The 21,006-nt window shown below is 71.5% G+C and carries 17 protein-coding genes and 1 pseudogene; 8 read left to right on the top strand and 10 right to left on the bottom strand.

Annotation, left to right across the window (positions count from 1 at the left end; genetic code table 11):
- Nucleotides 1–34 precede the first annotated feature (34 nt).
- A complete protein-coding gene (aceB, locus tag ACLEQD_RS06950) occupies nt 35–1,657 on the bottom strand; it encodes a malate synthase A (protein ID WP_410382722.1) in 1,623 nt (540 codons plus the stop codon).
- A gap of 274 nt (nt 1,658–1,931) precedes the next feature.
- Between aceB and ACLEQD_RS06945 the strand changes: the two genes are divergently transcribed.
- Complete coding sequence (locus ACLEQD_RS06945) at nt 1,932–2,291, top strand: PspC domain-containing protein (protein WP_410382720.1); 360 nt, start codon at nt 1,932–1,934, stop codon at nt 2,289–2,291.
- 25 nt (nt 2,292–2,316) lie between these two features.
- Here ACLEQD_RS06945 and ACLEQD_RS06940 read toward each other — a convergent pair whose 3' ends face one another.
- A complete protein-coding gene (locus ACLEQD_RS06940; RefSeq protein ID WP_410382718.1) occupies nt 2,317–4,221 on the bottom strand; it encodes a methyl-accepting chemotaxis protein in 1,905 nt (634 codons plus the stop codon).
- Between the two features lie 32 nt (nt 4,222–4,253).
- Nucleotides 4,254–4,805, bottom strand: coding sequence for a PDC sensor domain-containing protein (locus ACLEQD_RS06935; RefSeq protein ID WP_410382716.1), 552 nt, complete (start codon nt 4,803–4,805; stop codon nt 4,254–4,256).
- A 225-nt stretch (nt 4,806–5,030) separates the two neighbouring features.
- On the opposite strand from ACLEQD_RS06935, the gene ACLEQD_RS06930 reads away from it, so the two are divergent.
- Complete coding sequence (locus tag ACLEQD_RS06930) at nt 5,031–5,609, top strand: Uma2 family endonuclease (protein ID WP_370469454.1); 579 nt, start codon at nt 5,031–5,033, stop codon at nt 5,607–5,609.
- 4 nt (nt 5,610–5,613) lie between these two features.
- Here the strand turns inward: ACLEQD_RS06930 and ACLEQD_RS06925 are convergent, their stop codons facing one another.
- Nucleotides 5,614–6,093, bottom strand: a complete 480-nt coding sequence (locus tag ACLEQD_RS06925) for an MOSC domain-containing protein (RefSeq protein WP_410382714.1) — start codon at nt 6,091–6,093, stop codon at nt 5,614–5,616.
- 165 nt (nt 6,094–6,258) lie between these two features.
- Between ACLEQD_RS06925 and fumC the strand changes: the two genes are divergently transcribed.
- The 3 genes from fumC to ACLEQD_RS06910 all read left to right on the top strand — a co-directional run bounded on the left by fumC (nt 6,259) and on the right by ACLEQD_RS06910 (nt 8,883).
- Nucleotides 6,259–7,656 (top strand): class II fumarate hydratase, encoded by a 1,398-nt coding sequence (gene fumC, locus ACLEQD_RS06920; RefSeq protein ID WP_410382712.1) that lies wholly within the window; start codon nt 6,259–6,261, stop codon nt 7,654–7,656.
- Between the two features lie 93 nt (nt 7,657–7,749).
- Nucleotides 7,750–8,349, top strand: a complete 600-nt coding sequence (clpP, locus tag ACLEQD_RS06915) for an ATP-dependent Clp endopeptidase proteolytic subunit ClpP (RefSeq protein ID WP_014399808.1) — start codon at nt 7,750–7,752, stop codon at nt 8,347–8,349.
- Nucleotides 8,350–8,475: 126 nt separating this feature from the next.
- Complete coding sequence (locus tag ACLEQD_RS06910; RefSeq protein WP_410382710.1) at nt 8,476–8,883, top strand: hypothetical protein; 408 nt, start codon at nt 8,476–8,478, stop codon at nt 8,881–8,883.
- A gap of 126 nt (nt 8,884–9,009) precedes the next feature.
- On the opposite strand, the gene ACLEQD_RS06905 is transcribed toward ACLEQD_RS06910, so the two are convergent.
- From ACLEQD_RS06905 to ACLEQD_RS06890, 4 genes are all read right to left on the bottom strand, one after another.
- Complete coding sequence (locus tag ACLEQD_RS06905; protein WP_410382708.1) at nt 9,010–9,447, bottom strand: DUF3293 domain-containing protein; 438 nt, start codon at nt 9,445–9,447, stop codon at nt 9,010–9,012.
- Nucleotides 9,448–9,639: 192 nt separating this feature from the next.
- The gene (locus ACLEQD_RS06900; RefSeq protein ID WP_410382706.1) at nt 9,640–10,971 is read right to left on the bottom strand and encodes an MBL fold metallo-hydrolase; all 1,332 of its coding nucleotides are present in this window, start codon (nt 10,969–10,971) and stop codon (nt 9,640–9,642) included.
- A gap of 151 nt (nt 10,972–11,122) precedes the next feature.
- Nucleotides 11,123–11,638, bottom strand: a complete 516-nt coding sequence (locus ACLEQD_RS06895) for an ester cyclase (RefSeq protein WP_410382704.1) — start codon at nt 11,636–11,638, stop codon at nt 11,123–11,125.
- Nucleotides 11,635–14,049 carry an acyl-CoA dehydrogenase gene (locus ACLEQD_RS06890; RefSeq protein WP_410382702.1) on the bottom strand — a complete coding sequence of 805 codons (2,415 nt, stop codon included), beginning with the start codon at nt 14,047–14,049 and terminating at the stop codon, nt 11,635–11,637. Before ACLEQD_RS06890 ends, ACLEQD_RS06895 begins: the two co-directional genes overlap by 4 nt.
- Before the next feature lie 151 nt (nt 14,050–14,200).
- Between ACLEQD_RS06890 and ACLEQD_RS06885 the strand changes: the two genes are divergently transcribed.
- Nucleotides 14,201–15,469 carry a phospholipase D-like domain-containing protein gene (locus ACLEQD_RS06885; protein ID WP_410382700.1) on the top strand — a complete coding sequence of 423 codons (1,269 nt, stop codon included), beginning with the start codon at nt 14,201–14,203 and terminating at the stop codon, nt 15,467–15,469.
- Nucleotides 15,470–15,472: 3 nt separating this feature from the next.
- Here ACLEQD_RS06885 and ACLEQD_RS06880 read toward each other — a convergent pair whose 3' ends face one another.
- Together ACLEQD_RS06880 and ACLEQD_RS06875 are read right to left on the bottom strand one after the other, a co-directional pair.
- Complete coding sequence (locus ACLEQD_RS06880) at nt 15,473–16,222, bottom strand: endonuclease III domain-containing protein (protein WP_410382698.1); 750 nt, start codon at nt 16,220–16,222, stop codon at nt 15,473–15,475.
- 74 nt (nt 16,223–16,296) lie between these two features.
- Nucleotides 16,297–16,797, bottom strand: coding sequence for a GNAT family N-acetyltransferase (locus ACLEQD_RS06875; RefSeq protein ID WP_410382696.1), 501 nt, complete (start codon nt 16,795–16,797; stop codon nt 16,297–16,299).
- Between the two features lie 166 nt (nt 16,798–16,963).
- Here ACLEQD_RS06875 and ACLEQD_RS06870 point away from each other — a divergent pair, with 166 nt between their 5' ends.
- A complete protein-coding gene (locus tag ACLEQD_RS06870) occupies nt 16,964–19,846 on the top strand; it encodes a hypothetical protein (RefSeq protein WP_410382694.1) in 2,883 nt (960 codons plus the stop codon).
- Nucleotides 19,847–19,939: 93 nt separating this feature from the next.
- Nucleotides 19,940–21,006, top strand: a pseudogene (locus ACLEQD_RS06865) (hypothetical protein); the annotation flags it as partial.

Genomic DNA, 21,006 nt, shown 5'->3' with positions numbered 1-21,006 from the left:
GAAACGTCGGAACGTCGGTGCTTCGGAAAAGGCGTCAGGACTGAGGGTCGAGGGCCTCGTAGGCGGGCAGGGTGAGGAAGTCCTCGAAGGCGGGCGCGGTGGACAGCTGCTCGAAGAGGGCGCGGGACTTCTCCATGTGCGCCTGGCCGTAGCGCTCGACGGCGCCCTCGCGGCCCATCTGCGCCATCTCCTCCGCGAGCAGCTTGCGGAACAGCTCCTGGGTCACCTTGCGGCCGTCATCCAGCGTGGCGCCGTGGTGGAGCCACTGCCACACCTGGGCGCGGGAGATTTCGGCCGTGGCCGCGTCCTCCATCAGGTTGTAGAGGGGCACGCAGCCCAGGCCGCCCAGCCACGCGGCGGTGTACTGGATGCCCACGCGGATGTTGTGGCGCAGGCCCTCCTCCGTGCGCGTGCCGGAGGGCACCTGGAGCAGGTCCGCTTCCGTGATGCGGACGTCCTCGCGCTTGTTGGCCACCTGGTTGGGGCCCTGCATCTGCGCGTCGAAGATCTCCTTCGCCACGGGGACCAGGCCGGGGTGCGCCACCCAGGTGCCGTCGTGGCCGTTGCGGGCCTCACGCAGCTTGTCCGCGCGGACCTTGGCCATCACCGCGTCGTTGGCGGCCGCGTCGCCCTTGATGGGGATGAAGGCGGCCATGCCGCCCATGGCGTGCGCGCCCCGGCGGTGACAGGTCTGGATGAGCAGCTGCGAGTAGGCGTTGAGGAAGCCCTTGTCCATGGTCACCTGCCCGCGGTCGGGCAGCACCACGGACGCGTCGGACTGGAGCGTCTTGATGAAGCTGAAGATGTAGTCCCAGCGGCCGCAGTTGAGGCCGGCCGAGTGCTCGCGCAGCTCGTAGAGGATTTCGTCCATCTCGAACGCGGCGGGCAGCGTCTCGATGAGGACGGTGGCCTTGATGGTGCCGCGCGGGATGTCCAGCTCGCTCTGGGCCAGGTGGAACACGTCGTTCCACAGCCGGGCCTCCAGGTGGCTCTGCATCTTGGGCAGGTAGAAGTAGGGGCCCGTGCCGCGCTTCAGCTGCTCGCGCGCGTTGTGGAAGAAGAAGAGGCCGAAGTCGAAGAGGGCGCCGGAGATGGGCTTGCCGTCGATGCGCACGTGGCGCTCCGGCAGGTGCCAGCCGCGCGGGCGCACGAAGAGGACGGCGTGCTTGTCGTTGAGCGCGTAGTGCTTCCCGTTCTCCGCCGTGAAGGAGATGGTCTTGCGCACGGCATCGCGCAGGTTCAGCTGGCCGCGCACCACGTTGTCCCAGGTGGGGCTGTTGGCGTCCTCGAAGTCCGCCATGAAGACGCTGGCGCCGGAGTTGAGCGCGTTGATGATCATCTTGCGGTCCACCGGCCCCGTGATCTCCACGCGCCGGTCCTGCAGGTCCGCGGGCACCGGGGACACCGTCCAGTCGCCCTTCCGGAGGTCCGCCGTCTCCGGCAGGAAGTGCGGGCGCTCACCCTTGCGCCAGGCCTGGGCCACCTTCTTGCGCCGCTCCAGCAGGGCCTCCCGCCGCTCACCGAAGGTGCGGACCAGCTTCGCCACGAAGGCCATGGCGTCCTGCGTCAGCACCTGCGCGTAGTCCGGATGCCACGCCCCCTCCACGGTCACGCCGGGGCCGAAGGCCGGGGGGTTCTGGGAGGTGTTGGCGTCCATGTCGGCTCCTGACGAGATGCGTTGTAAAAGCGGTTCGACGGGCTGAAAGATGCTCCCATCGTCTAGGGATGGGAAGCCTTGGTCAATCAGAACCTGCTTGCCTGTAAGGCTGTCAACATCAACTGGATTAAATCTGTAAATCCACTGACGCAGCCGGACATAACCCCCCGGAATCACGTCGCCGGAGGGGGACGGCAATCAACGCGCGGTGGGTTGCGTAGGTAGGAATGAGACCCCCCTGTGCCAAGCGGGGGCCTGACGGAGAGGTCACCTCATGGACGTCACGACACGTTGCAGGGCTTGTTCGAGGGAGCTGACCGGGGAGGCGAAGCGCTGCCCGCACTGCCGTGCGCGGACGGTGCCGATGCACCGGGGCGAGGGGCGGGCGCTCCTGGGCGTCTGCGCGTCGCTGGCCCGCGAGTTGGACGTGGATCCGGCGCTGGTGCGGGTGGCGTTCGTGCTGATGTTCTTCGCGTCCGGGGGGATGAGCGCGGGGCTGTACCTGCTGCTCTGGGCGTTCATCCCGGCCAGGGCCTACGGCCGGGCCCCGCTGCAGGGGCCGCTGGACTGGGTGTCCAAGGTGGCGAACGCGCCCGTGGACGACGACACGCCCCGCTGGGAGAAGCGCGTCTGACGCGGTGGCTGGCTGGCGCGTCCGGCTAGACGCGCCAGACGCCGGCCACGGACTCCATGCGCTCGGCCACGCCGCGCAGGGCGACCGTCATCCGCTGGGTGCCGTGCATGGCCTGGAGGGTGTCGTCCATCATCCGGGACAGGTCCGTGACGGCCATGAAGATTTGAGCGATGCCGGCGTTCTGCTGGATGACGGCGGCGGCGATCTGCTGGGCCGCGGACGCGTTGTCCTGGATGATGTCCGTCAGCGCGCGCAGGCTCTGGCCGCTCTCCCGCACCTGGGCCAGGCCGACCTCGGAGCGGCGCTGTCCCTCCTCGGAGAGGGCCACGGTGTCGCGGAGGCTGCCGCGGATGGCCTCCAGGATGTCGCGCACCCGGTCGGTGGCATGGATGGATTGATCCGCGAGGCCGCGGATCTCCCGCGCCACCACGCCAAAGCCCTTGCCATGCTCGCCGGAGCGGACCGCCTCGATGGCCGCGTTGAGCGCGAGCATGTTGGACTGGTCCGCCAGGTCCTTCACCGTCTGGGTGATGCCGCCAATCTGCTGCGTGCGCTCGTGCAGGGTGGAGATGCCCTCGGCCAGGCGCGCCCCGTGGTCGCGCAGCTGCTCGAAGCCGTCCAGGCTGGCGTCCAGCGACAGCTGCCCGGAGTCGCCCGTCTCGCGCGCCCGCGCCACCAGCGCGAGCACCGCCTGCGAGCGCTCCGCCGCGAGCTGCGAGGTCTGTTGGATCTCCTTCGCGGTGACCTGCGTCTCCTGGATGGCGGCGCCCTGCCGGGTGAGGATGCGCTCCTGCTGCTCGGTGGCCTGCGTGAGCTCTCCCACCGTCTGCCCCAGCACCCGGGTGGCCTGCTGGAGGCTGGTGGTGGACTCGCGCAGGTGGTCCATCATCCGGGAGAAGGCGGAGGCCAGCTCGCCCACCTCGTCCTGCTGGCCGCAGGACTCCACGCGCTGGGTGAGGTCGCCCTCGCGCACCACGCGGGTCACCAGCTCACACAAGGTGGTGATGGGCCGGGTCACGCCGCGCGCCAGGGCCCAGGCGGCCAGCACGGCCAGCACGAGGAGCGCGGCCACCGCGAGCAGGCTGAGCTGGAGGAAGCGCCTGAGGGGCAGGAAGGCCTCTTGCGCGTCCAGCGCCGCCACGAAGCGCCAGCCCTGGCTTCCGCTGAAGTGGGCGGTGTCGTCGCGGGCCTCGGCCCGGACGGCGTCCACGAGGGCCGGCGCGTTCGCCGCCCGGGAGCTGAAGAGGCGGCCGCCGTCGGGCGCGAGCACCTCCAGGGTGAAGGTCCGCTGTCCCCGGTCCCGCGCGCGCTGGAGCGCGCCCGCGACCACCTCTTCCAACTGGCCCCAGTCGTACGCGGCCAGCAGCACGCCCACGCGCGCGCCGGAGATGGGGCTGAGCACGGGCAGGGCCAGGGGCATCACCGGGCGGGCGAGGAAGGGGTCCTCCTTCGTGAGGGCGCGCGTGAGGACGGCGGGGTCCAGCCGGTCCTCCAGCGCGGTCTGGAACCAGGGCGCGGCGAGCACCTCCTGCTCGCGGCCCGCGAAGGCCTGGCGCAGCTCCGGCCGGCTCACGGAGACGGCGCGCCCGTCAGGGGTGAACAGCACCAGCCCCGCGAAGCTGGTGTGCCGGCCGTTGAGGGAGGCGAGCACCGCGTCGCTCTTGGCGTAGGTGTCGAAGAGGAGCGCGCCGCGCACGATGGCGTCCTCGGTCCACGCGCGGGCGTTCGCCTCTCGCTCGCGCAGGGACGCCTCGATGAGGTCCCGCAGGCCGTCCGCCTCCACCTGGAGGACGCCGTGCACCTGCTGCTCCAGGTTGCGCCGGATGACGTGGACGCCCACCGCGACGACGGGGGTGAGGGCCGCGACGAGCAGCAGGCAGACCCACAGCGTGAGGCGGCCCCGCAACTTCAAACCGGACAGCAGGCGCATGCGCGAAGACCCTGGGAGGAGGCGGTGGGGCGTCACAGGTCGAGCAGGGACAGGCCCACGGTGAGCGCGCCGATGACCTGGGCGCCGTCGCGGACGGGGAGGGACACCTGGATGACGTAGGCCTGGGAGGACTCGTCGAAGAACGGGGCCTCGCGCAGCACGGGGCCGCCCCGGCCTCCGGCGTAGGTGAGGCGCCACTTGGCCTCGTCCCCCTGCCAGTAGTCGGACGTGCGGCGGCTGGCGCAGACGAGCGCGCCCTGGTCGTCCATGGTGAAGGCCTCCGCCATCGCCGGGCCCAGCCGCTCCCGCAGGCGGTGCAGCGCGCCCGTGCACGGGGCGTCCAGCACGCGCTGCTTGAGGGGGGTGAGGGCCGGGGTCTCCATCCACTCCGCGTCCTGCTGCTGGATGGTGGCGAGCGGCGTGCGGCGCGCGTTCTGGGCGCGGATGGCCCGCACCACCTCCGGGTCCTCCGCCAGCCGCCGCAGGTGCGGCATCACGCCGTCCACCTTCTGGAGCTGCGCGACGCCGTCGGGAGGGAGCCGACCCCCCACGGCCAGCGCCAATCCCATCCACATCATGGACATGCCCAGACGCCCCCCAAGGCCGTGAGAACGATTGAGAAAAGTGTGTCACGGAACCGCTCGTCCCGTCACGCAGGCAGGCGTGATTTGAATTATTCAAAGTAAGCCTGTTTTCAAAGGCTCCAGGGCGGCCAGCACTGCGCGGGCCTGTCTTCCTGCTCCCGTGTTCCGGGCATGAGGTCAGGCGTCGGCTTGAGGATGTCAGGGGTAGGGGGCATCCTTGCGCGCATGGGCGATGGAAACGGGAGCGGGAAGGGGAAGTCGGTGACGTACGCCGTCCTGGAGGACGTGCCGCCGACGAAGGTGGGGGAGATCATCGAAGGGGAGCTGGTCGTCAGTCCGAGGCCGGCGTCTCCCCACGCGCGGGCGGCGTCGAAGCTCGGCGGGTGGCTGGATGGGCCATTCGACGAAGGCAGTAATGGCCCCGGTGGGTGGTTCATCCTGGATGAGCCGGAGCTGCGCTTCGCGGGAACAGGGGATGCGCTGGTGCCAGACCTCGCGGGATGGCGCCGCGAGCGGATGCCGCACATGCCAAGAACGCCTGTCTTCTCCTTGGCGCCGGATTGGATTTGCGAGGTGTTGTCACCGTCCACCTACCGATGGGACCGGGGCCCGAAGATGCGCGTCTACGCGCGGGCGGGCGTGGAGTGGCTGTGGTTCATCGATCCACTGGCGGAGGGGTTGGAGATCCACCGCCTCCAGGACGGCCAATGGCGCTTGCATGAGGTGCACCTGGGAAGTGGAACCGTGAATGCCGTTCCCTTCGATGCGGTGCCCTTGAGCCTGGGCAAGCTCTGGATCCGGTGACGGCTCAGGGCAGCTTCGGCCGGATGATGCGCGGGGCGTCCGGGTTCACGTCCAGCAGGCGCACGGTGTCGCCTTCGTGCACGGTGCCGGGCTTCAGCACTCGCGCGAGCTGACCCCTCCGGCCCCAGCTGTCCTTCAGCAGGCCCGGGCGCAGGGCGTCCAGCTTCCAGCAGGGGACGCAGGGCTCGGTCAGCTCCACCACCACCGCGTCCCCCAACGCCAGCCGCTGTCCCGGCGGCAGCGCGTCCAGGGACAGGCCCTCCACCAGCACGTTCTCCTTGAGCGCGCCCTCGGGCACGTCCAGCGCCGCGCGCTGCGCTTCGTCCATCAGCAGCAGCTGGCGCTTGTGGCCCACGGCGCGCCGCTGGTGACGGTCGCCCTCGAAGCCGTGCTGCTCCACGGCGTGGGCCTGGGGGACCCGGCGCATGGGCGTGCCCCGCTCCTGGGCCAGGAAGAGGGCCTTGATGATTCCAGGGGTGCTCACGGCGTGACACTAACGCCGGAACGCCCCGGGTGAGCGGGCGCCCCGTCCGTCTCCTCCCTCACCGAGCGTTGGGGATGCGGCATCCGCCCGCCACTCCGTCCTGCCAGGGCAGGGCGACGGTGTTAATCGCGCGGGACATCGTTGCTGTCCCGGAAAGGCCCCACCGTGAGCACGAAGAACGTTCGCATCGAGAAGGACACCTTCGGTCCCATCGAAGTCCCCGCCGACCGGCTCTGGGGCGCGCAGACCCAGCGCAGCCGTCAGAACTTCGCCATCTCCTCGGAGCGCATGCCCCTGGCGCTCGTGTACGCGCTGGTGCTGGTGAAGAAGGCCGCCGCGCTCGTGAACCAGGAGAACGGCTCGCTGTCCAAGGAGAAGGCCCAGGCCATCGTGAAGGCCGCGGATGAGGTGCTCGCCGGCCAGCACGACCAGGAGTTCCCCCTGCTGGTGTGGCAGACGGGCAGCGGCACGCAGACGAACATGAACTGCAACGAGGTGCTGGCCAACCGCGCCTCGGAGCTGCTGGGCGGCGAGCGCGGGGAGGGGCGCAAGGTCCACCCCAACGACGACGTCAACAAGGGCCAGAGCTCCAACGACGTGTTCCCCACCGCGATGAGCGTGGCCGCCGTGGAGGCCGTGGTGAAGCAGGTGCTGCCGGAGCTGGTGGCCCTGCGCGACGTGCTGGCCCAGAAGTCCCAGGCCTTCCAGGCCATCGTGAAGATTGGCCGCACGCACCTGCAGGACGCGACGCCGCTCACCCTGGGCCAGGAGTTCAGCGGCTACGTGGCGCAGCTGGACCGCGCGAAGGGCCACATCGAGGCCGCCCTGCCGCACCTGCTGGAGCTGGCGCTGGGCGGCACCGCCGTGGGCACCGGCCTCAACGCGCCCCCGGGCTACGCCGAGCGCGTGGCGGCGGAGATTTCAAGGCTCACCGGCCACGCCTTCGTCACCGCGCCCAACAAGTTCGAGGCGCTGGCCGCCAACGACGCGTTGGTGCAGGCGCACGGCGCGCTCAAGGGGCTGGCGGCGGTGCTGTTCAAGGTGGCCAACGACATCCGCTGGCTGTCGTCCGGGCCTCGCTCGGGCATCGGGGAAATCAACATCCCGGAGAACGAGCCGGGCAGCTCCATCATGCCGGGCAAGGTGAACCCCACGCAGAGCGAGGCGCTCACCATGCTGTCCGCCCAGGTGATGGGCAACGACGTGGCCATCTCCCTGGGCGGCGCGTCCGGCAACTTCGAGCTCAACGTCTTCAAGCCGCTCCTCATCCAGAACTTCCTGCAGAGCACCCGGCTGCTGGCGGACGGCATGCGCAGCTTCCGCCTCAACTGCGCGGTGGGCATCGAGCCCAACCTCCCGCGCCTCCAGGAGAACCTCCAGCGCAGCCTGATGCTCGTCACCGCGCTCAACCCGCACATCGGCTACGACAACGCGGCGAGGATCGCCAAGACGGCGCACAAGCAGGGCAAGACGCTGAAGGAGGTGGCGGTGGAGCTGGGGCTCGTCACCGCCGAGCAGTTCGACCAGTGGGTCCGCCCGGAGAAGATGACCGGGAACCTGTAGGCGCCCCTCCGACCCGCCCAAGCGTGGGACAGCGCACGCTCCCGCAAGAAGGGGGGAGCGCGCGCGCGGGGGGACGATTAGGGTACGGGGGCCATGAACGTCCCCTTCGTCATTGAGACCACGCACCGCGGCGAGCGGGCGTACGACCTCTACAGCCGTCTGCTCAAGGACCGCATCATCCTCCTGGGCACGCCCATCAACGACGATGTGGCCAACCTCATCGTCGCCCAGCTGCTGTTCCTGGAGTCCGAGGACCCGGACAAGGGCATCAACCTCTACATCAACTCGCCCGGTGGCTCCGTCACGGCGGCGCTCGCGATGTACGACACGATGCAGTACGTCAAGTGCCCCGTGTCCACCATCTGCGTGGGCCAGGCGGCCTCCGCGGGCGCGCTGCTGCTGCTGGCGGGCTCCAAGGGCAAGCGCTACGCCCTGCCCAACAGCCGCATCATGATCCACCAGCCGCTGGGCGGCGCGCAGGGTCAGGCGACGGACATCGACATCCAGGCGAAGGAGATCCTCCGGCTGCGCACGTACCTCAACGGCCTGTTCGTGAAGCACACGGGCCACACCATCGAGCGCATCGAGAAGGACACCGAGCGCGACTACTTCATGAGCGCCGAGGAGGCCCGGCAGTACGGCCTCATCGACGAGGTCGTGGAGCGCGCCTCCGGCGTCCCGGCGCCCAAGTAGGTTCCATTCCAGCGGGGACCGGAGGAGCAGGCCCCGCGCCATTCCTCCGGGCGGGCATGCGAAGGGCAGCGGTTTCGCAAGCCGCCCCGCAGTGCGGCTTGACGGAGCCATGTCCAGTGTTCGGGTATGGTCCCCCGCCTCCTCGCCGCCGCTCTGTTGCCTGCCTTCCTGGCGGGCATGGGTTGTGCCACCGGCCCGACGGGCCGCACGCCCGTTCCCCCCAGCTCCCAAGCGGTCCAGGAGGAGCTGGGCGAGCGAAACGTCGTCGACGCGGGCGCGGAGTACGCCCGGCAGAACGGCCTGGTGCTGGCGCAGAGCGGCCAGGCGGTGCGCATCCGCCCCAACTTCTGGCGGATCCGCTTCGCGCTCCCGGAGGAGGGCTCCGGGAAGTTCCTGGAGCTGGACTTCGACGAGCTGGCGCAGCAGGTGACGGGGGTACGGCGCCTGGACATCAACTCCGCCCAGCCGCCCATCCCCCGCACGTCCCTGCCCAGCGAGTCGAGCCCCGCGACGGGCGGCTCGGGTCCCCAGTGAGGGTTACGGCCGCCGGGGGTGACGCGGTCGAGCGCCGGGGCCTGCAGCGGCGCGGCCTCCGAGCTCTTCGCGGCGAGGGAGGCCTCCAGCGGGTGGTCGCGGCCTGGGTGACACAGGAGCGTGGACTCAGGAGCGGGAGGGCTCCAGGCACATGACCAGCTCCGCGGCGCCGCCCACGGAGCCCCAGAGCACGGCCTCCTGGTCGAACAGCCGGCCGATGCGCCGGGCTTCGTCGCGGGACAGGCCGGGGACGAAGAGGCTCTCCTCGAACCAGCGCCGGTCGTCGGCCACGCCCACGGCGGACACGCTCGGATGTCCCCAGGCTTCGAGCAGCGCGATGAGGCGCTGTTGAAGGCGCGCGTTGGTGCGGGGCGGGCGCGCATGCGCGCGGGGATTCCACGCGGTGATGAAGGCCCAGGCGGTGAAGCCGTGCGCGGTGAGCGCGGCGTCCAGCGCCGGGTGCAGGGCGTCCACGCGCAGCACGTGCTTTCGGTTGCCGACGAGCGCGTGCGGGCGCACGACGTAGGCCGTGGCCTTGAAGGCCGCGTGCAGTGAGTCACTCAAGCGGGGTCGCGACCGTCGCTCCCACGCCCAGCGGGGTGGTTACGCCCGGTGGAGGCGCGGGCTGCGTTGGCGCCTCCCGCGGCGCGGAAGCCACCGTGCTCGGCGTGCCCTTCGGGCTCGCTCCCTGTGGCGGGCCCGCCGCCGGAGGGTTCGTGCCCTGCGGCGCTGCCTGCGGAGTCGCGGCCGGCGCGGTCACGGGGGTGGGTGCTGGCTGCGCGGTCGTGGCCGCTGACTTCGCGCCCTGCGGGCTCTCGGTGGCGGGGACCGGGAGCAGCGGCAGCGCCGGGTGCCCTCGCGGAGCTTGGGCGGAATCTGGCTGGCCACGATGGGCGCCTCCTCCGCGGTCTTCCACGGACGGTCCGGCCACCAGCGCTCCACGGGCGGCGGCGCCAGCGCGAGGAAGTCCTGCCCGGGCCGGGGCGCGGTGATGCCCACGCCGTCGTGCTTCGCGGCCACCAGCGAGCGCTCGATGGGCTCCGTCCAACCGTGGTACGCCAGCGTCACCAGCCCCCAGTGCACCGGCAGCATCAACCGGCCCTGCACTAGCCGGTGGGCCAGCACCGCCTGCTCCGGCCCCAGGTGCCAGTCCGGCCAGCCCGCGCCGTACTGGCCCGTTTCAATCATCGTCAAATCGAACGGCCCCAGCTTCGCGCCAATCTCCTCCATCGCGGGGAACAGGCCCGTGTCGCCGGAGTAGTAGACGCGGTGCCGCGGCCCCACCAGCGCCCAGCCCGCCCACAGCGTCTTGTCCTGCTGGAGGAACCGGCCGGACGCATGCCGCGCGGGCGTGGCCACGATGTCCAGCCCCTTCACCTTCGTGCGCTCCCACCAGTCCAGCTCCACGATGCGGCTGGCCGGCACGCCCCAGTATTCCAGGTGCGCGCCCACGCCCAGCGGCACCACGAACGTGGTGTTCCAGTCCTTCATCGCCGTGATGGTGGCGAAGTCCAGGTGGTCGTAGTGGTCGTGCGAAATCACCACCGCGTCGATGGGCGGCAGCGCGTCCAGCGCGATGGGCGCGGGGAACCAGCGCTTCGGGCCAATCCACTCCAGCGGCGACGTGCGCTCGCCCCACACGGGGTCCGTGAGCACGCGGTGCCCGTCCACCTCCACCAGCGTGGACGAGTGCCCCATCCAGGTGACGCGCAGCCCGTCTTCCGGCGGCGTGGCGAAGCGCTTCGGGTCGATGCGGTCCACCACCACCGGCATCCGGGGCGTGTTCTCCGGGCTCGCGTGGAACAGGTCCGACAGCGTCCGCTCCCAGTTGTTGAGGATGGGCTGCGGGTTCACGAACCCCCCGCCCTGCCACTGCGGCGAGCGCGCCATCCGCGCCAGCCGCGCCCCTTCCGGCGCCTTGCCGAACGCACGCCACCCGTCGATGACGACGATGCCCAGGAACACCGCCAGCAGCAGCAGGGCCCACCCCAGCAGGCGCAACAGCCGGCCGCCCAAGGACGGCCGCTGGCCGTGGGAGGGAAAGGCCGTGCGGAAGGCCTTCTGTCGGGCCTTGTCCGCGGCCCGCATGGGTCCCGCGTTCATCCTCATCCCCGGACCCTGAAGGCTCCGGTGCATGGGTGTCAATGGGGAGACGTTTCGATGGTGCCCGGTTTTTCCTGACTCCGGCGGCGTCGCCCCCGACCCGTGGCCGTTCGGCGTGCCGCCGGGTCAGGGCGCCTCAGGGGTCCGGCGGGACGACCTTGAACCCGCGCTGGAGCAGCGGGGCCAGCCGGTCCGTGAGGTCCCACGCCTCCACCAGCCGGCCGTCGCGCAGCCGGTACAGCGAGTCCCCGTGGAACGTGAGCGGGCGGGACTTGCCGTCGTGGGTGGGCGGGCCCTGGGTGTCCGTGCCCGTCGCGCGCCAGCGCACCAGCACCCAGTCGTCCTCCGCCATCACGTGGAGCAGCTCGAACTTCAGGTCCGGGAAGAGGGTGAACCCGGCTTGCGCCTGGGTGCGCACCACCTCCGGGCCGCGCAGCCCCTGGGGCGCGCCCTCGGAGCGGTCCACGAAGTCGGCGGCGACGTACTCCGGGATGCGCTCCAGGCGCTTCTGGTTGTAGATCTCCTCGGTGAAGAGGCGGGCGCGCTCCTTGTTGGACTCGCCCACCAACAGGGCCCGCTCCGCCGGGGAGACCGTCGCGCAGCCGGTCAGCCCCACGAGCCCCACCACCACCCACGACACACAGGTCCTCATGACGCTCGGGAATCTGCCGGGCCCGCACGGGCGCTGTCAGCCGCCGTGTCGTCGAACCGTTCACCGCCGGGCGCCAGCCGCCCCAGGCCAATGGGCGCCGCCAGCAACGTGTCCGGAATCCCGAAGGCGTCCACCAGCCCCACGGCGTCCGGGCGCAGCTCCTCGCACAGCTTCACGCGCTCCTTGCGGATGGCCTGGGCCTTGGGGCCCTCCAGCCAGCCGTGCTCCAGGAACCAGCCGCTGGCGGACTCCAGGCAGGACAGGCCGAAGAGGTCCGCCATGCGCCCCAGCACCGGCTTGAGCGACTCGTCCTTCACCGCCGCCACGCCGCGCAGGAACTGCTCCAGCACGATGCGCTCCACGCTCGCGTGCGCCAGGGCCAGCAGGTGCGCCTGCACCTGGTTGAAGGCCTCGAAGGCCTCCACGCCCGCGGTGAGCCGCTTGCGGATCCGCTTGGACACCGACGCGAGCAGGGCCTCCTCGCGGAAGCGCAGGGCGCGCAGCTGGAAGTCGCTGTCGCGCAGGTGGTCCGTGTCCGTGCGCCGGCCGGCGATGGGGTTCCGGTCCGTGATGACCGTCGCGGCCTGGTCCACGATGAGGCGCAAGACGGCGAAGACGCGGTCGTCCTCGAAGCGCTGGCGGTAGCCCGTGAGCAGGCCCTTGGCCACCAGCTGCATGAGCACGGTGTTGTCGCCCTCGAAGGTGGTGAACACGTCCGTGTCCGCCTTGAGCGAGGCGAACCGGTTCGCGGTGAGGTAGCCCTGGCCGCCGCAGGCCTCGCGGCACTCCTGGAGGGTGGCGGTGGCGTTCCACGACGCGTAGGCCTTCAGGCCCGCGGCCAGCGCCTCCACCTCGCGCGCGTCGTCCTCCGTGCGGTGGACGTAGCGGTCCACCAGGTACTCCAGCGCGAAGTCCACCGCGTACGCCTTGGCCACCAGCGGCAGCAGCCGCAGCTGGTGCGACTGGTGGTCCAGCAGGCGCACCTCCGGAGCGCCCTGGGGGCCGAACTGGCGGCGCAGGTCGCCGTAGCGCACGGCGATGGTCAGCGCGCTCTTGGTCGCGCTCAAGGACGCGCACGCCACGCTCACGCGCCCCGCCACCAGCGCGCCCAGCATGGTGAAGAAGCGCTTGGAGTCGCCGGTGATGGAGGACGTGTACTCGCCTCCTTCCGTCACCTGGCCGTAGCGGTCGAGCAGGTTGTCGCGCGGCACGCGCACGTGGTCGAACCACAGCCGGCCGTTGTCCACGCCGTTGAGGCCCAGCTTCTCGCCGCAGTCCTCGATGCGGATGCCCGGCAGCACCTTGCCGTGCGCGTCGCGCAGCGGGACGAGCAGCGCGTGCACGCCCAGCCGCTCCCCGTCCACCTCCAGCTGCGCGAACACGGTGGCGATGCGCGCGTGGCGGGCGGCGTTGCCGATCCACTCCTTGCGCGCGGTCTCCGACGGCGTGTGGAGGACGAACTCGCCCGTGGCCGCGTCGTAGCGGGCCACCGTCTCGCAGTCGCGCACGTTGGAGCCGTGGCCCAGCTCGCTCATCGCGAAGCAGCCGGGCAATTCCAGCGAGGCGACCTTCGGCAGGTACTGCTGGTGGTGCCGCTTCGTGCCCAGGAACAGGATGCTGGAGCCGAACAGGCCGAAGTGCACGCCCGCCTTGATGACGAGGCTCAAATCGAAGAAGGCCATCGTCTCGAACGCGGCGATGAACGCGCCCAGGTCCCCGCCGCCTTCACGCCCCTTGGGGAAGGCGAGCTGTCCCAGGCCGTCGTTGGCCAGGTGCTTGAGCCAGTCGAAGACCTGGTCGCGGTAGGCGGTGGTGGAGAGCCCTTCCTTGTAGCGGAAGTCCGCGTCCTCCAACCACCCGCGCACCCGCTGGCGCACGTCCGAGTAGGTGCGCTCCAGCACGGCCGTCATCGCCGTGGGGTCGAACGAGGCCGCGTGCGAGCGGGGCTCCGCGCGCGGGACTCGCGACGCATTGGGCACCAGGGAGCGCACCGCCTCCTTGCCGTCCACGCCCAGCGTGGCCTCGATGGAGGCCAGGGCCTTGCCCAGCTCCGCGGCGGGGATGTTCAGGGGCGCCTCCCCCGCGAGCGCCTGGGCCAGCTGCACGCCCAGCTCCGCCAGGTTCTGCTGCTGACTGTTGGCCAGCTTCTCCGCGGTGGCGCGGATGTGTTCGCGCACGACGGCCAGCTCGCGGGGCGGGGGCGGGCGCAGCGGATCCACCCAGAGGGCCAGGACGGAGCTGGACCTGAGGTCCAGCCAGGGCTGGGACCGGGCGGCGGCGCCCAGGGTGCGCAGCTCGTCGCCCGTCAGCTCGCCGTCCGTCCAGGCGACGTAGAGCATGGGGACCAGCGGCGCCAGGCTGGGCAGGGACAGCAGCTCCCGGGCGGAGGGGCGGGATGGGGCGTCGAGCATGCAGTCTCTCCAGGCGAGGGAACGGAACCCGGCCAGTGTCGCCACGGCGGAAGGCTCCGGCAACGATGGAATGGGGACCTGTTCACCGGGCGGAGCGGGGACCGGGCGGTGACTCCCGGGGGGGAGCGGGCGTTCTTAGTTTGTCGGGACCATGAGCGAGCTTACGGACGAGTTGCTGCCCCAGCCGGGGGCGCATGGGTTCGACGGTGGCGACGTGACGCGCAAGCACGAGATGCAGGGCCCGTTCAAGCTGCAACCCGGGCCCGAGGGCTTCTCGTTCGCGCTCTACCAGGCCACGGGCGTGGGGCTGTCGCCGGGGCACCGGATGCACCTCCTGGAGAACAGCCAGGTCTTCGACCGGATGTTGGAGGACATCCGCGCGGCGAAGCACAGCGTGCACATGCTCATCTACATCTGGCGGCCGTGCGAGCTGTCGGACCGGTTCGTGGAGGCGCTGATTGAACGCTCACGCGCGGGCGTGCAGTGCCGCGTGGTGGTGGATCCGGTGGGCAGCGAGGAGACCACCGGGGACAAGGACTTCGACCAGAAGGTCGAGAAGCGGCTGACGGACGAGGGCGTGGGGGTGCACTACTACCGGCTGCTCGCGGGCAAGGTGCTGGGGCGGCTGTTGAGCCGGTCGCACCAGAAGATCGTCGTGGTGGACGGGCGCATCGCGTACACGGGCGGCTTCGGCATCTGGAAGGTGTGGGAGGGGGACGGGCTGAAGAAGGACAACTGGCGCGACACGCACATCCGCGTGGAGGGGCCGGAGGTGGGGCGCATCCAGGTGACGTTCTCCAAGCACTGGATTGAATCCGGCGGAGGGTTCCTGCCGCGCGAGTGCTTCCCGAAGCTGGAGGCGGACGGAGACGGGTGCGCGGCGTTCATCGAAAGCGCGGGGCGGTTGGGCATCACCGAGGCGGAGCGGATGGTGCGGGTGGTGGTGGCGGCGGCGACGCGGCGGCTGTGGATCGCCAACGCGTACTTCACGCCGCCCGACGACGTCCTGGAGCAGCTGGAGGTGAAGGTCCGTCAGGGCGTGGACGTGCGGGTGCTGGGCCCGGGCCCGCAGCACGACGTGCCGGTGGTGCGCGCGTCGCAGCGGTCCACCTATGAGCGGCTGCTGGCGGTGGGGGTGCGCATCTGGGAGTACCAGCCGGCGATGCTGCACTCCAAGACGATGCTGGTGGATGACTGGTTGTGCGTCGTGGGCTCCACGAACCTGGATTCGCTGTCGCTCAACAAGTTGAGCGAAGGGTCGCTGGTGTTCGAGGACCGGGAGATCGCCGCGAAGCTGGAGCAGTGCTGGGAGAAGGACGTGCGGCACTCGAAGGAGATTTCCCTGCAGAACGGTGGCCGGACGAACCCGTGGCGGAGGTTCGCGCGGCGGGCCACGCAGTGGGCGGGGCACGACCGGTAGGCGTCAGCGGTGGGAGGTGACGCCCTCCTGCCGGCAGTACGGGAGGACGGGGCAGGTGGAGCACTTCGGGCGGCTGCCGGTGCACACGTGCTTGCCGAAGGGGACGAGGAGCCGGTTGAGCTCCACCCAGTAGGGGCGGGGGAGGATGGCTTCGAGCGCGGTGAGCGTGCGCTCCGGCGTGGAGGCCTTCACGTAGCCCCAGCGGTTGGTGACGCGGTGGACGTGGATGTCCACGCTGATGACCTCGTGGCCGCAGGCGATGCCGAGCGCCAGGTGCGCGCACTTGGGGCCCACGCCCTTGAAGGACTGGAGCACGTCCGCGTCCGCGGGGAGCTGGCCGTGGAACTCGTCGCGCGTGCGCACGGCGATGGCGTGGACCTGGTGGGCCTTGCCTTCGTGGAAGGTGACGGGGCGGATGAGGGCGTCGATCTCTTCCGGCGCGAGGCGCGCGAGGGCTTCGGGCGTGTGCGCGCGGCCGAGGAGGCGGAGCGCGGCGGGGAGGCTGACTTCATCAAGCGTGCGGATGGAGAGGATGCACGCGATGAGCTGCTCGAAGAGGGAGCCGTGGCCCTTCGCGGCGAGCTCGAACATGGCCGCGTCCGCGAAGGTGCGGACTTCGTGGCGCACGCGGCGGAGGACCTCCTCGATGTCGAACGGGAGCTTGGCCGTGTCTGACGGCACGGCATGCGCGGTGCGGGCGCTCTGTGCGCGCGGCGCACGCCGTGGCGCTGCCGGTTGCTTCTTGAGTGCCATGCGGTCCTCCTGACCTGGGAAGTTGGGTCCGGAGGACGTGACTGGCCGGGCGCTCTTGCCGGGACGGTGGGCGGTCAGGCGGACGGGGTGAGGTTCATCGCGTACCAGCGGTCGCAGCCGAAGTGGCCGGTGCGGCCCATGGGGGCGCAGAGCGGTTCGAAGCCGACCTTGCGGTAGAGCTTCTGGGCTTGATCCATGCCCGCCAGCGTCTCCAGGTAGCACTGCTTGAAGCCGGCGCTTCGCGCGAACTCCAGACAGTGTCTCAACAGGCGCTCGCCCACGCCGTGGCCTCGGGCCCTGGGCAGGAAGTACATCTTCCGCAGCTCGCAGACGTCCGGTGAGCCTCCGTCCAGCGGCGCGATGCCCGCGCCTCCCACCACCTGGCCCCCATGCTCCACCACGAAATACACGTGCCGGGGTCGGCTGTACGCGGTGCTCATCGCGTCCACCTCCGGGTCGTGGATCGCGAACCCCGGGCCGTCCGCTCCGAACTCCGGCATCACCGCGCGGATGACCGCGGCCATCGCCGCGTCGTCCCGGGCCTCGATGGGCCTCAACGTCAGTTCCGTGCTCATGGCCTCCACGGTCCCATGCCTCGCGCCTGCCGGCCAGCGGTGCCGGGTGTGCACGTGTGCAGCGCCCTGCACAACCGCCACGCTCCCGACGCACCCCGGCGGGTATCCATCCCTTGCCCTTCCAGGGCATTCTTCGTGGCACGGTCGTTGTAGAGGGGGAAGCTCCATGTACTGTCCTGCCTGCCGACAAGAACGCCTGGGAAGCGCGCGCCAGTGCGTCGTCTGTGGCAATCGTCTCGCCGCCCGAGCCCGGTCCGACATCGAGGCCGAGCTCGCGCACGTCCACTTCCTCCTGGACGAGGTGCGACGCTGGGATGTCCATGACGTTCCGCCCCACGTCAGCCGTCGCCTCACCGAGCGCTACGAGCGGCAGGCCCGCATCCTCCTCTCCGTCCTCACGGAGACGCCCGCCGAGGCTCGCAATGAGGTTGTTGCGCCTCCAACGATGGGGGAGGGCGCTGTCGCCCTCGGCCCCGTCGCGCTTCCTGCCGTCGACGCGAACGCCCACGCTGCTGTCTCCGACGCTGTCTCCGCTGCTCCGGACGCCCACGCCTTTGCCGCCAGCGATGCTGTCTCCGCCGCTTCGAACGCCCACTCCACCGACGCCTCCGCGACCCCTGGCGCTACGGGCTCCTCCGCGGTCCGCTTCACCACGCTCGACCTCGCCGCGGCCCTGGGCATCGCGCCTCCGACTCCCGGGCTCCCCCGCGTCCCTCCCGCTTCGAACGCGGCCCGTGCTTCCTCCGAGTCCCGCGCGCGGGCCGTGAACGAACAGCGCGCGGCCCGTCAGCTGCCCCCGAACCCGGGCGAAGCGTTCATGGAGCCTCCCGCTCCGAAGGGCCGCACGGCCCGCCTCGTCGAGGAGACGTCGACGTGGAGCCGCGTGTGGCGGCCGTTCCTCTACGAGAGCATCGCGTGGTTCATCGGCGCGTTCCTCATCCTCTCCGGCACGCTCTACTTCGTCTTCGAGTCCTGGGCCGGGATGACGTCCGTCACCCGCTCGCTCACCGTCTTCCTCATGACCGTGGGCTACTCCGTCGGCTTCTCCGCCTGGGGCGGCGTCCTCGCCCGCCGCGAGTCGCTGCGCAAGCCCGGCCACATCCTCGGCCTCATCGGCTCCGCGGTGGCCCCGCTCGGCGGCGTCGCGCTGGGGCCCATGGGCTTCGGTGAATCCCTCCAGCTCGACGGCGTGCACCCCGCGCTGCTCGTGCCGCTGCTCTTCGTCTGGGCCGGCGCCGCCGCCTGGCTCGCCCGCAAGCCCTCCGAGTCCTTCGACGCGCCCTCCCGCCCGTTCATCCAGCTGGGCCTCGTCGGCGCCACGCTCATCATGGGGCTGGCCCCCCTGGCCGCGCGCATGGGCGCCCCGGCGGTGTGGCTCAACGCCCTGCCGTGCGTCCTCTTCTTCCTGCTGTCGAGCAAGGCCACCACCACCCTGCGCAAGGGCGATGCGCTCGCGTTCGCGCTGGCCGCGCCGCTGTACCTCACCGCGCTGTTCGCCATCCGGTTGCACCTGGCCCTGGCCTCCGCGGGCACTCCCGTTCCTCCCGGCACCTACGCGCCCTTCGTCGCGTTCCTGCTCGCCACCTGCCTGCGCTTCCGCACGCTCGAGGAGAGCCGCGCCGCGGATCCGCTCGCGGTCGGCACCGTCGCGCTCCAGGTCGCCTGCCTCGCGGGCGCCATCACCGGCACCAACCCCTCTCTCTTCCTCACCGCCGCCATCTTCACCGGCACGCTCGTGTCGCTGTCGCGCGGGGCCGTGAACCGGCTGCCGTGGCTCTACCCGGCCTATGCCGGCGCCTACTTCACCTATGCGTCCAGCGTGCAGCTGGTCCCGCACGCCATCACCGTCCTCCTCAACGCCATCAAGGCGCGCCTGGGCTACCCGCCCGCGGAGGTGCTGCCCTTCCAGTACGGCGCGCTGACGGCCATCCCGTTCGTGCTCGCGGGCCTCGTGCTCGCGTACCGCGCCCAGCAGCGCGGCGAGCGCACCGGTGACGCGCGCTCCCTGGGGCTCGCGGACGTGCTGCTGCGCGCCACCACCTGGGCCGCGCCCGTGTTCGCGATCTACGGACACCTGGGCACCGACTCGCGCCCGGCCTTCTTCGCCGCGCTCGCGCTGGCCGGGATGTCCCTGGGCGCGGGCCTGCTGTTCAAGCGCTTCCCGCTGACCGCCGTGGGCTCGGTGCTCCTCGCCGTGCTGCCCTTCGACGCCATCCGCATCTTCGGCGCGGGGCCCGCGGCCGTCGTGGCCGGCGTGCTGCCTGGCCTCGCGGCCTCGCTGGCGCCTCGATGGCGAGCGCACGCGGCGCTTCCTCTCCGCCGTGGTCGGCGTCATCGCGACGTGCGGGTTCGCCATCGCGCTCGTCACCCAGCCCATCACCGCGCCCGTCGTGGGCATGACGCTGGGCTGCGCGGGCGTGCTGGTGGCCGCGTACCGGCTGCGCGACGAGCGCTACCTCGCCTACGGCGCGTTCCTCGCGGGCGCCATCCTGCCGAAGCTCGCCTCGGTCCACTCCACGCAGGCGCTGCTCGCGACGATGGTGGGCGGCTCGCTGGTGCTCGCGCTCCTGGGCGAGCGCGGCGGCCTGCTCAAGCGGCTGGGCGTGCCGGCCCTCCTGTACGCGGGGCTCGCCGTGATGTGGGGCCTGGCCGACCAGGCCTTCATGGGCCCCGTGCTCCTCACCGCCGCCGCGACCGTGGCGGTGACCTCCCGAGGCTTCCCCGGCGTGCGGCCGTTCGCGGTCGTGCTCGTGGGCTTCGCGCTCCTGCCGGACGTGCCTCGGGTCTACACGGCGTGGGGCCTGTCGCCGGGGCTGTCGCTGGCGCTGCTCGTCGTCGGCTCGCTCGCGGCGTCCCTCGTCGCCGCGCGCAAGGGCAAGAGCGCGAGCACCACCACCGCGGGCATCCTCGCGCTCATCCTGCCGCTGGTGCCGGTGGCCCTGGCCCCCTACAGCCAGCAGTCCCTGTTCCTGCTGGGCGCGGCGCTGGCGGCGCTCTTCACCGCCCGCACGCTGCCCGTGACGGTGGGCATGCTGCTGGCCACCATTGAGGCCACCGTCGCGCTGCACACGGCCGGCCCGCTGGCCCTGGTGGGCTCGCCGCGCTCCTCAGCGTCCTGGCCCTCCTGGACGAGGTGCCCGCCGTGCGCCGCATCGCCACGGGCGGCGAGTCCTTCCGCATCGTCGCCACGCTGGGCGCGATGGCGGTGATGGGGGACGCCTCGTTCGCGTGGCACGGGCACGCGCTGTCCCTGCCTCGCGGCGCCATGCCGCTCGCGCTCATCGGACCGGCGCTGCTGCCGCTGCTGTGGACGCGCTCGCTGCGCCAGCCCTTCGTCGCGGCGCTGATGGTGCCCTACGGTGTGCTGACCCTGACGGCCTGGCACCCGCCGTTCATGTGGACCGCGCTGCTGCCGCTCTTCCCGCTGCTCGTGGTGCGCGTCGTGGAGCACGTGCCCGCCCTGGCCTCGCTGCTCCTGCGCTCCAGCGAGGAGGGCCCGCGCCACGAGCTGTCGAAGTGGATGCAGGTGGCGCTCGCGTGCCTGGGCGCGGGGATGCTGCTGAACCCGGAGGCGGAGCTGGGCCAGCGCACGGCGCTCTTCTGCGCCATCGCGCTGGTGCCCATGACGGGGCCGCTGCCGTCCGTGCGTGTCATCGCCGCGTCCCTGCTCCTGCTGTTCATCCCGGACGCGCGGCCCTGGGCCACCGGCCTGCTGCTGGCCCTGGCGCTGGCGGAGCACCACGCGCCCCAGGCCCTGGCCGCCTTCTTCCGAGGCCCTCGCGACACGGCGCTGCGCGCCTCCGCCACCGGTTCGGCCCTGGCCCTGGCGGCGATCTCCACGCTGGTGCTGCCGTCTCCTGGCGCGCTCGCGGTGCTGGGCGCGGTGGTGCTCCTGTCCGCGTTCCTGCTGTCGCAGCGCTGGCTGCTCACGGCGGCGGTGGCGGTGTTCGCGCTGGCGCCGCTGGGCCAGACGGAGGCGTTCGCGGTGGGCGCGTGGCGTCCGGAGGGAGCCCTGCTCGTCGCGGCCGTGGGCCTGGCCTCCGCGCTGCTGTCCGCGCTGTGCCAGTCCGGCGCCGTGCAGCGCACGCTGACGAACGTCACCGCGCGCCTGACGCCCGGCATCGAGGGCACCTGGAGCGAGCCGCTGTGGGCCGGGGGGCGCCGGCACCGTGGCGCTGCTCGTGGGCCTGCGGCTGGTGGATGCGGGGC

Origin of the sequence: Corallococcus sp. 4LFB, assembly GCF_046520365.1 — a bacterium.
Classification (GTDB): Bacteria; Myxococcota; Myxococcia; order Myxococcales; family Myxococcaceae; genus Corallococcus; species Corallococcus caeni.
The sequence above is the reverse complement of the archived record's forward strand: the minus strand, read 5'-3'. Positions and strand labels throughout refer to the sequence as shown.

Coding starts and splice junctions, on each gene's coding strand:
- aceB (WP_410382722.1), bottom strand. CDS start 1,657: ATGGACGCCAACACCTCCCAGAACCCCCCGGCCTTCGGCCCCGGCGTG.
- ACLEQD_RS06945 (WP_410382720.1), top strand. CDS start 1,932: ATGGACGTCACGACACGTTGCAGGGCTTGTTCGAGGGAGCTGACCGGG.
- ACLEQD_RS06940 (WP_410382718.1), bottom strand. CDS start 4,221: ATGCGCCTGCTGTCCGGTTTGAAGTTGCGGGGCCGCCTCACGCTGTGG.
- ACLEQD_RS06935 (WP_410382716.1), bottom strand. CDS start 4,805: ATGTCCATGATGTGGATGGGATTGGCGCTGGCCGTGGGGGGTCGGCTC.
- ACLEQD_RS06930 (WP_370469454.1), top strand. CDS start 5,031: ATGGGCGATGGAAACGGGAGCGGGAAGGGGAAGTCGGTGACGTACGCC.
- clpP (WP_014399808.1), top strand. CDS start 7,750: ATGAACGTCCCCTTCGTCATTGAGACCACGCACCGCGGCGAGCGGGCG.
- ACLEQD_RS06910 (WP_410382710.1), top strand. CDS start 8,476: ATGGTCCCCCGCCTCCTCGCCGCCGCTCTGTTGCCTGCCTTCCTGGCG.
- ACLEQD_RS06900 (WP_410382706.1), bottom strand. CDS start 10,971: ATGCGGGCCGCGGACAAGGCCCGACAGAAGGCCTTCCGCACGGCCTTT.
- ACLEQD_RS06895 (WP_410382704.1), bottom strand. CDS start 11,638: ATGAGGACCTGTGTGTCGTGGGTGGTGGTGGGGCTCGTGGGGCTGACC.
- ACLEQD_RS06890 (WP_410382702.1), bottom strand. CDS start 14,049: ATGCTCGACGCCCCATCCCGCCCCTCCGCCCGGGAGCTGCTGTCCCTG.
- ACLEQD_RS06885 (WP_410382700.1), top strand. CDS start 14,201: ATGAGCGAGCTTACGGACGAGTTGCTGCCCCAGCCGGGGGCGCATGGG.
- ACLEQD_RS06880 (WP_410382698.1), bottom strand. CDS start 16,222: ATGGCACTCAAGAAGCAACCGGCAGCGCCACGGCGTGCGCCGCGCGCA.
- ACLEQD_RS06875 (WP_410382696.1), bottom strand. CDS start 16,797: ATGAGCACGGAACTGACGTTGAGGCCCATCGAGGCCCGGGACGACGCG.
- ACLEQD_RS06870 (WP_410382694.1), top strand. CDS start 16,964: ATGTACTGTCCTGCCTGCCGACAAGAACGCCTGGGAAGCGCGCGCCAG.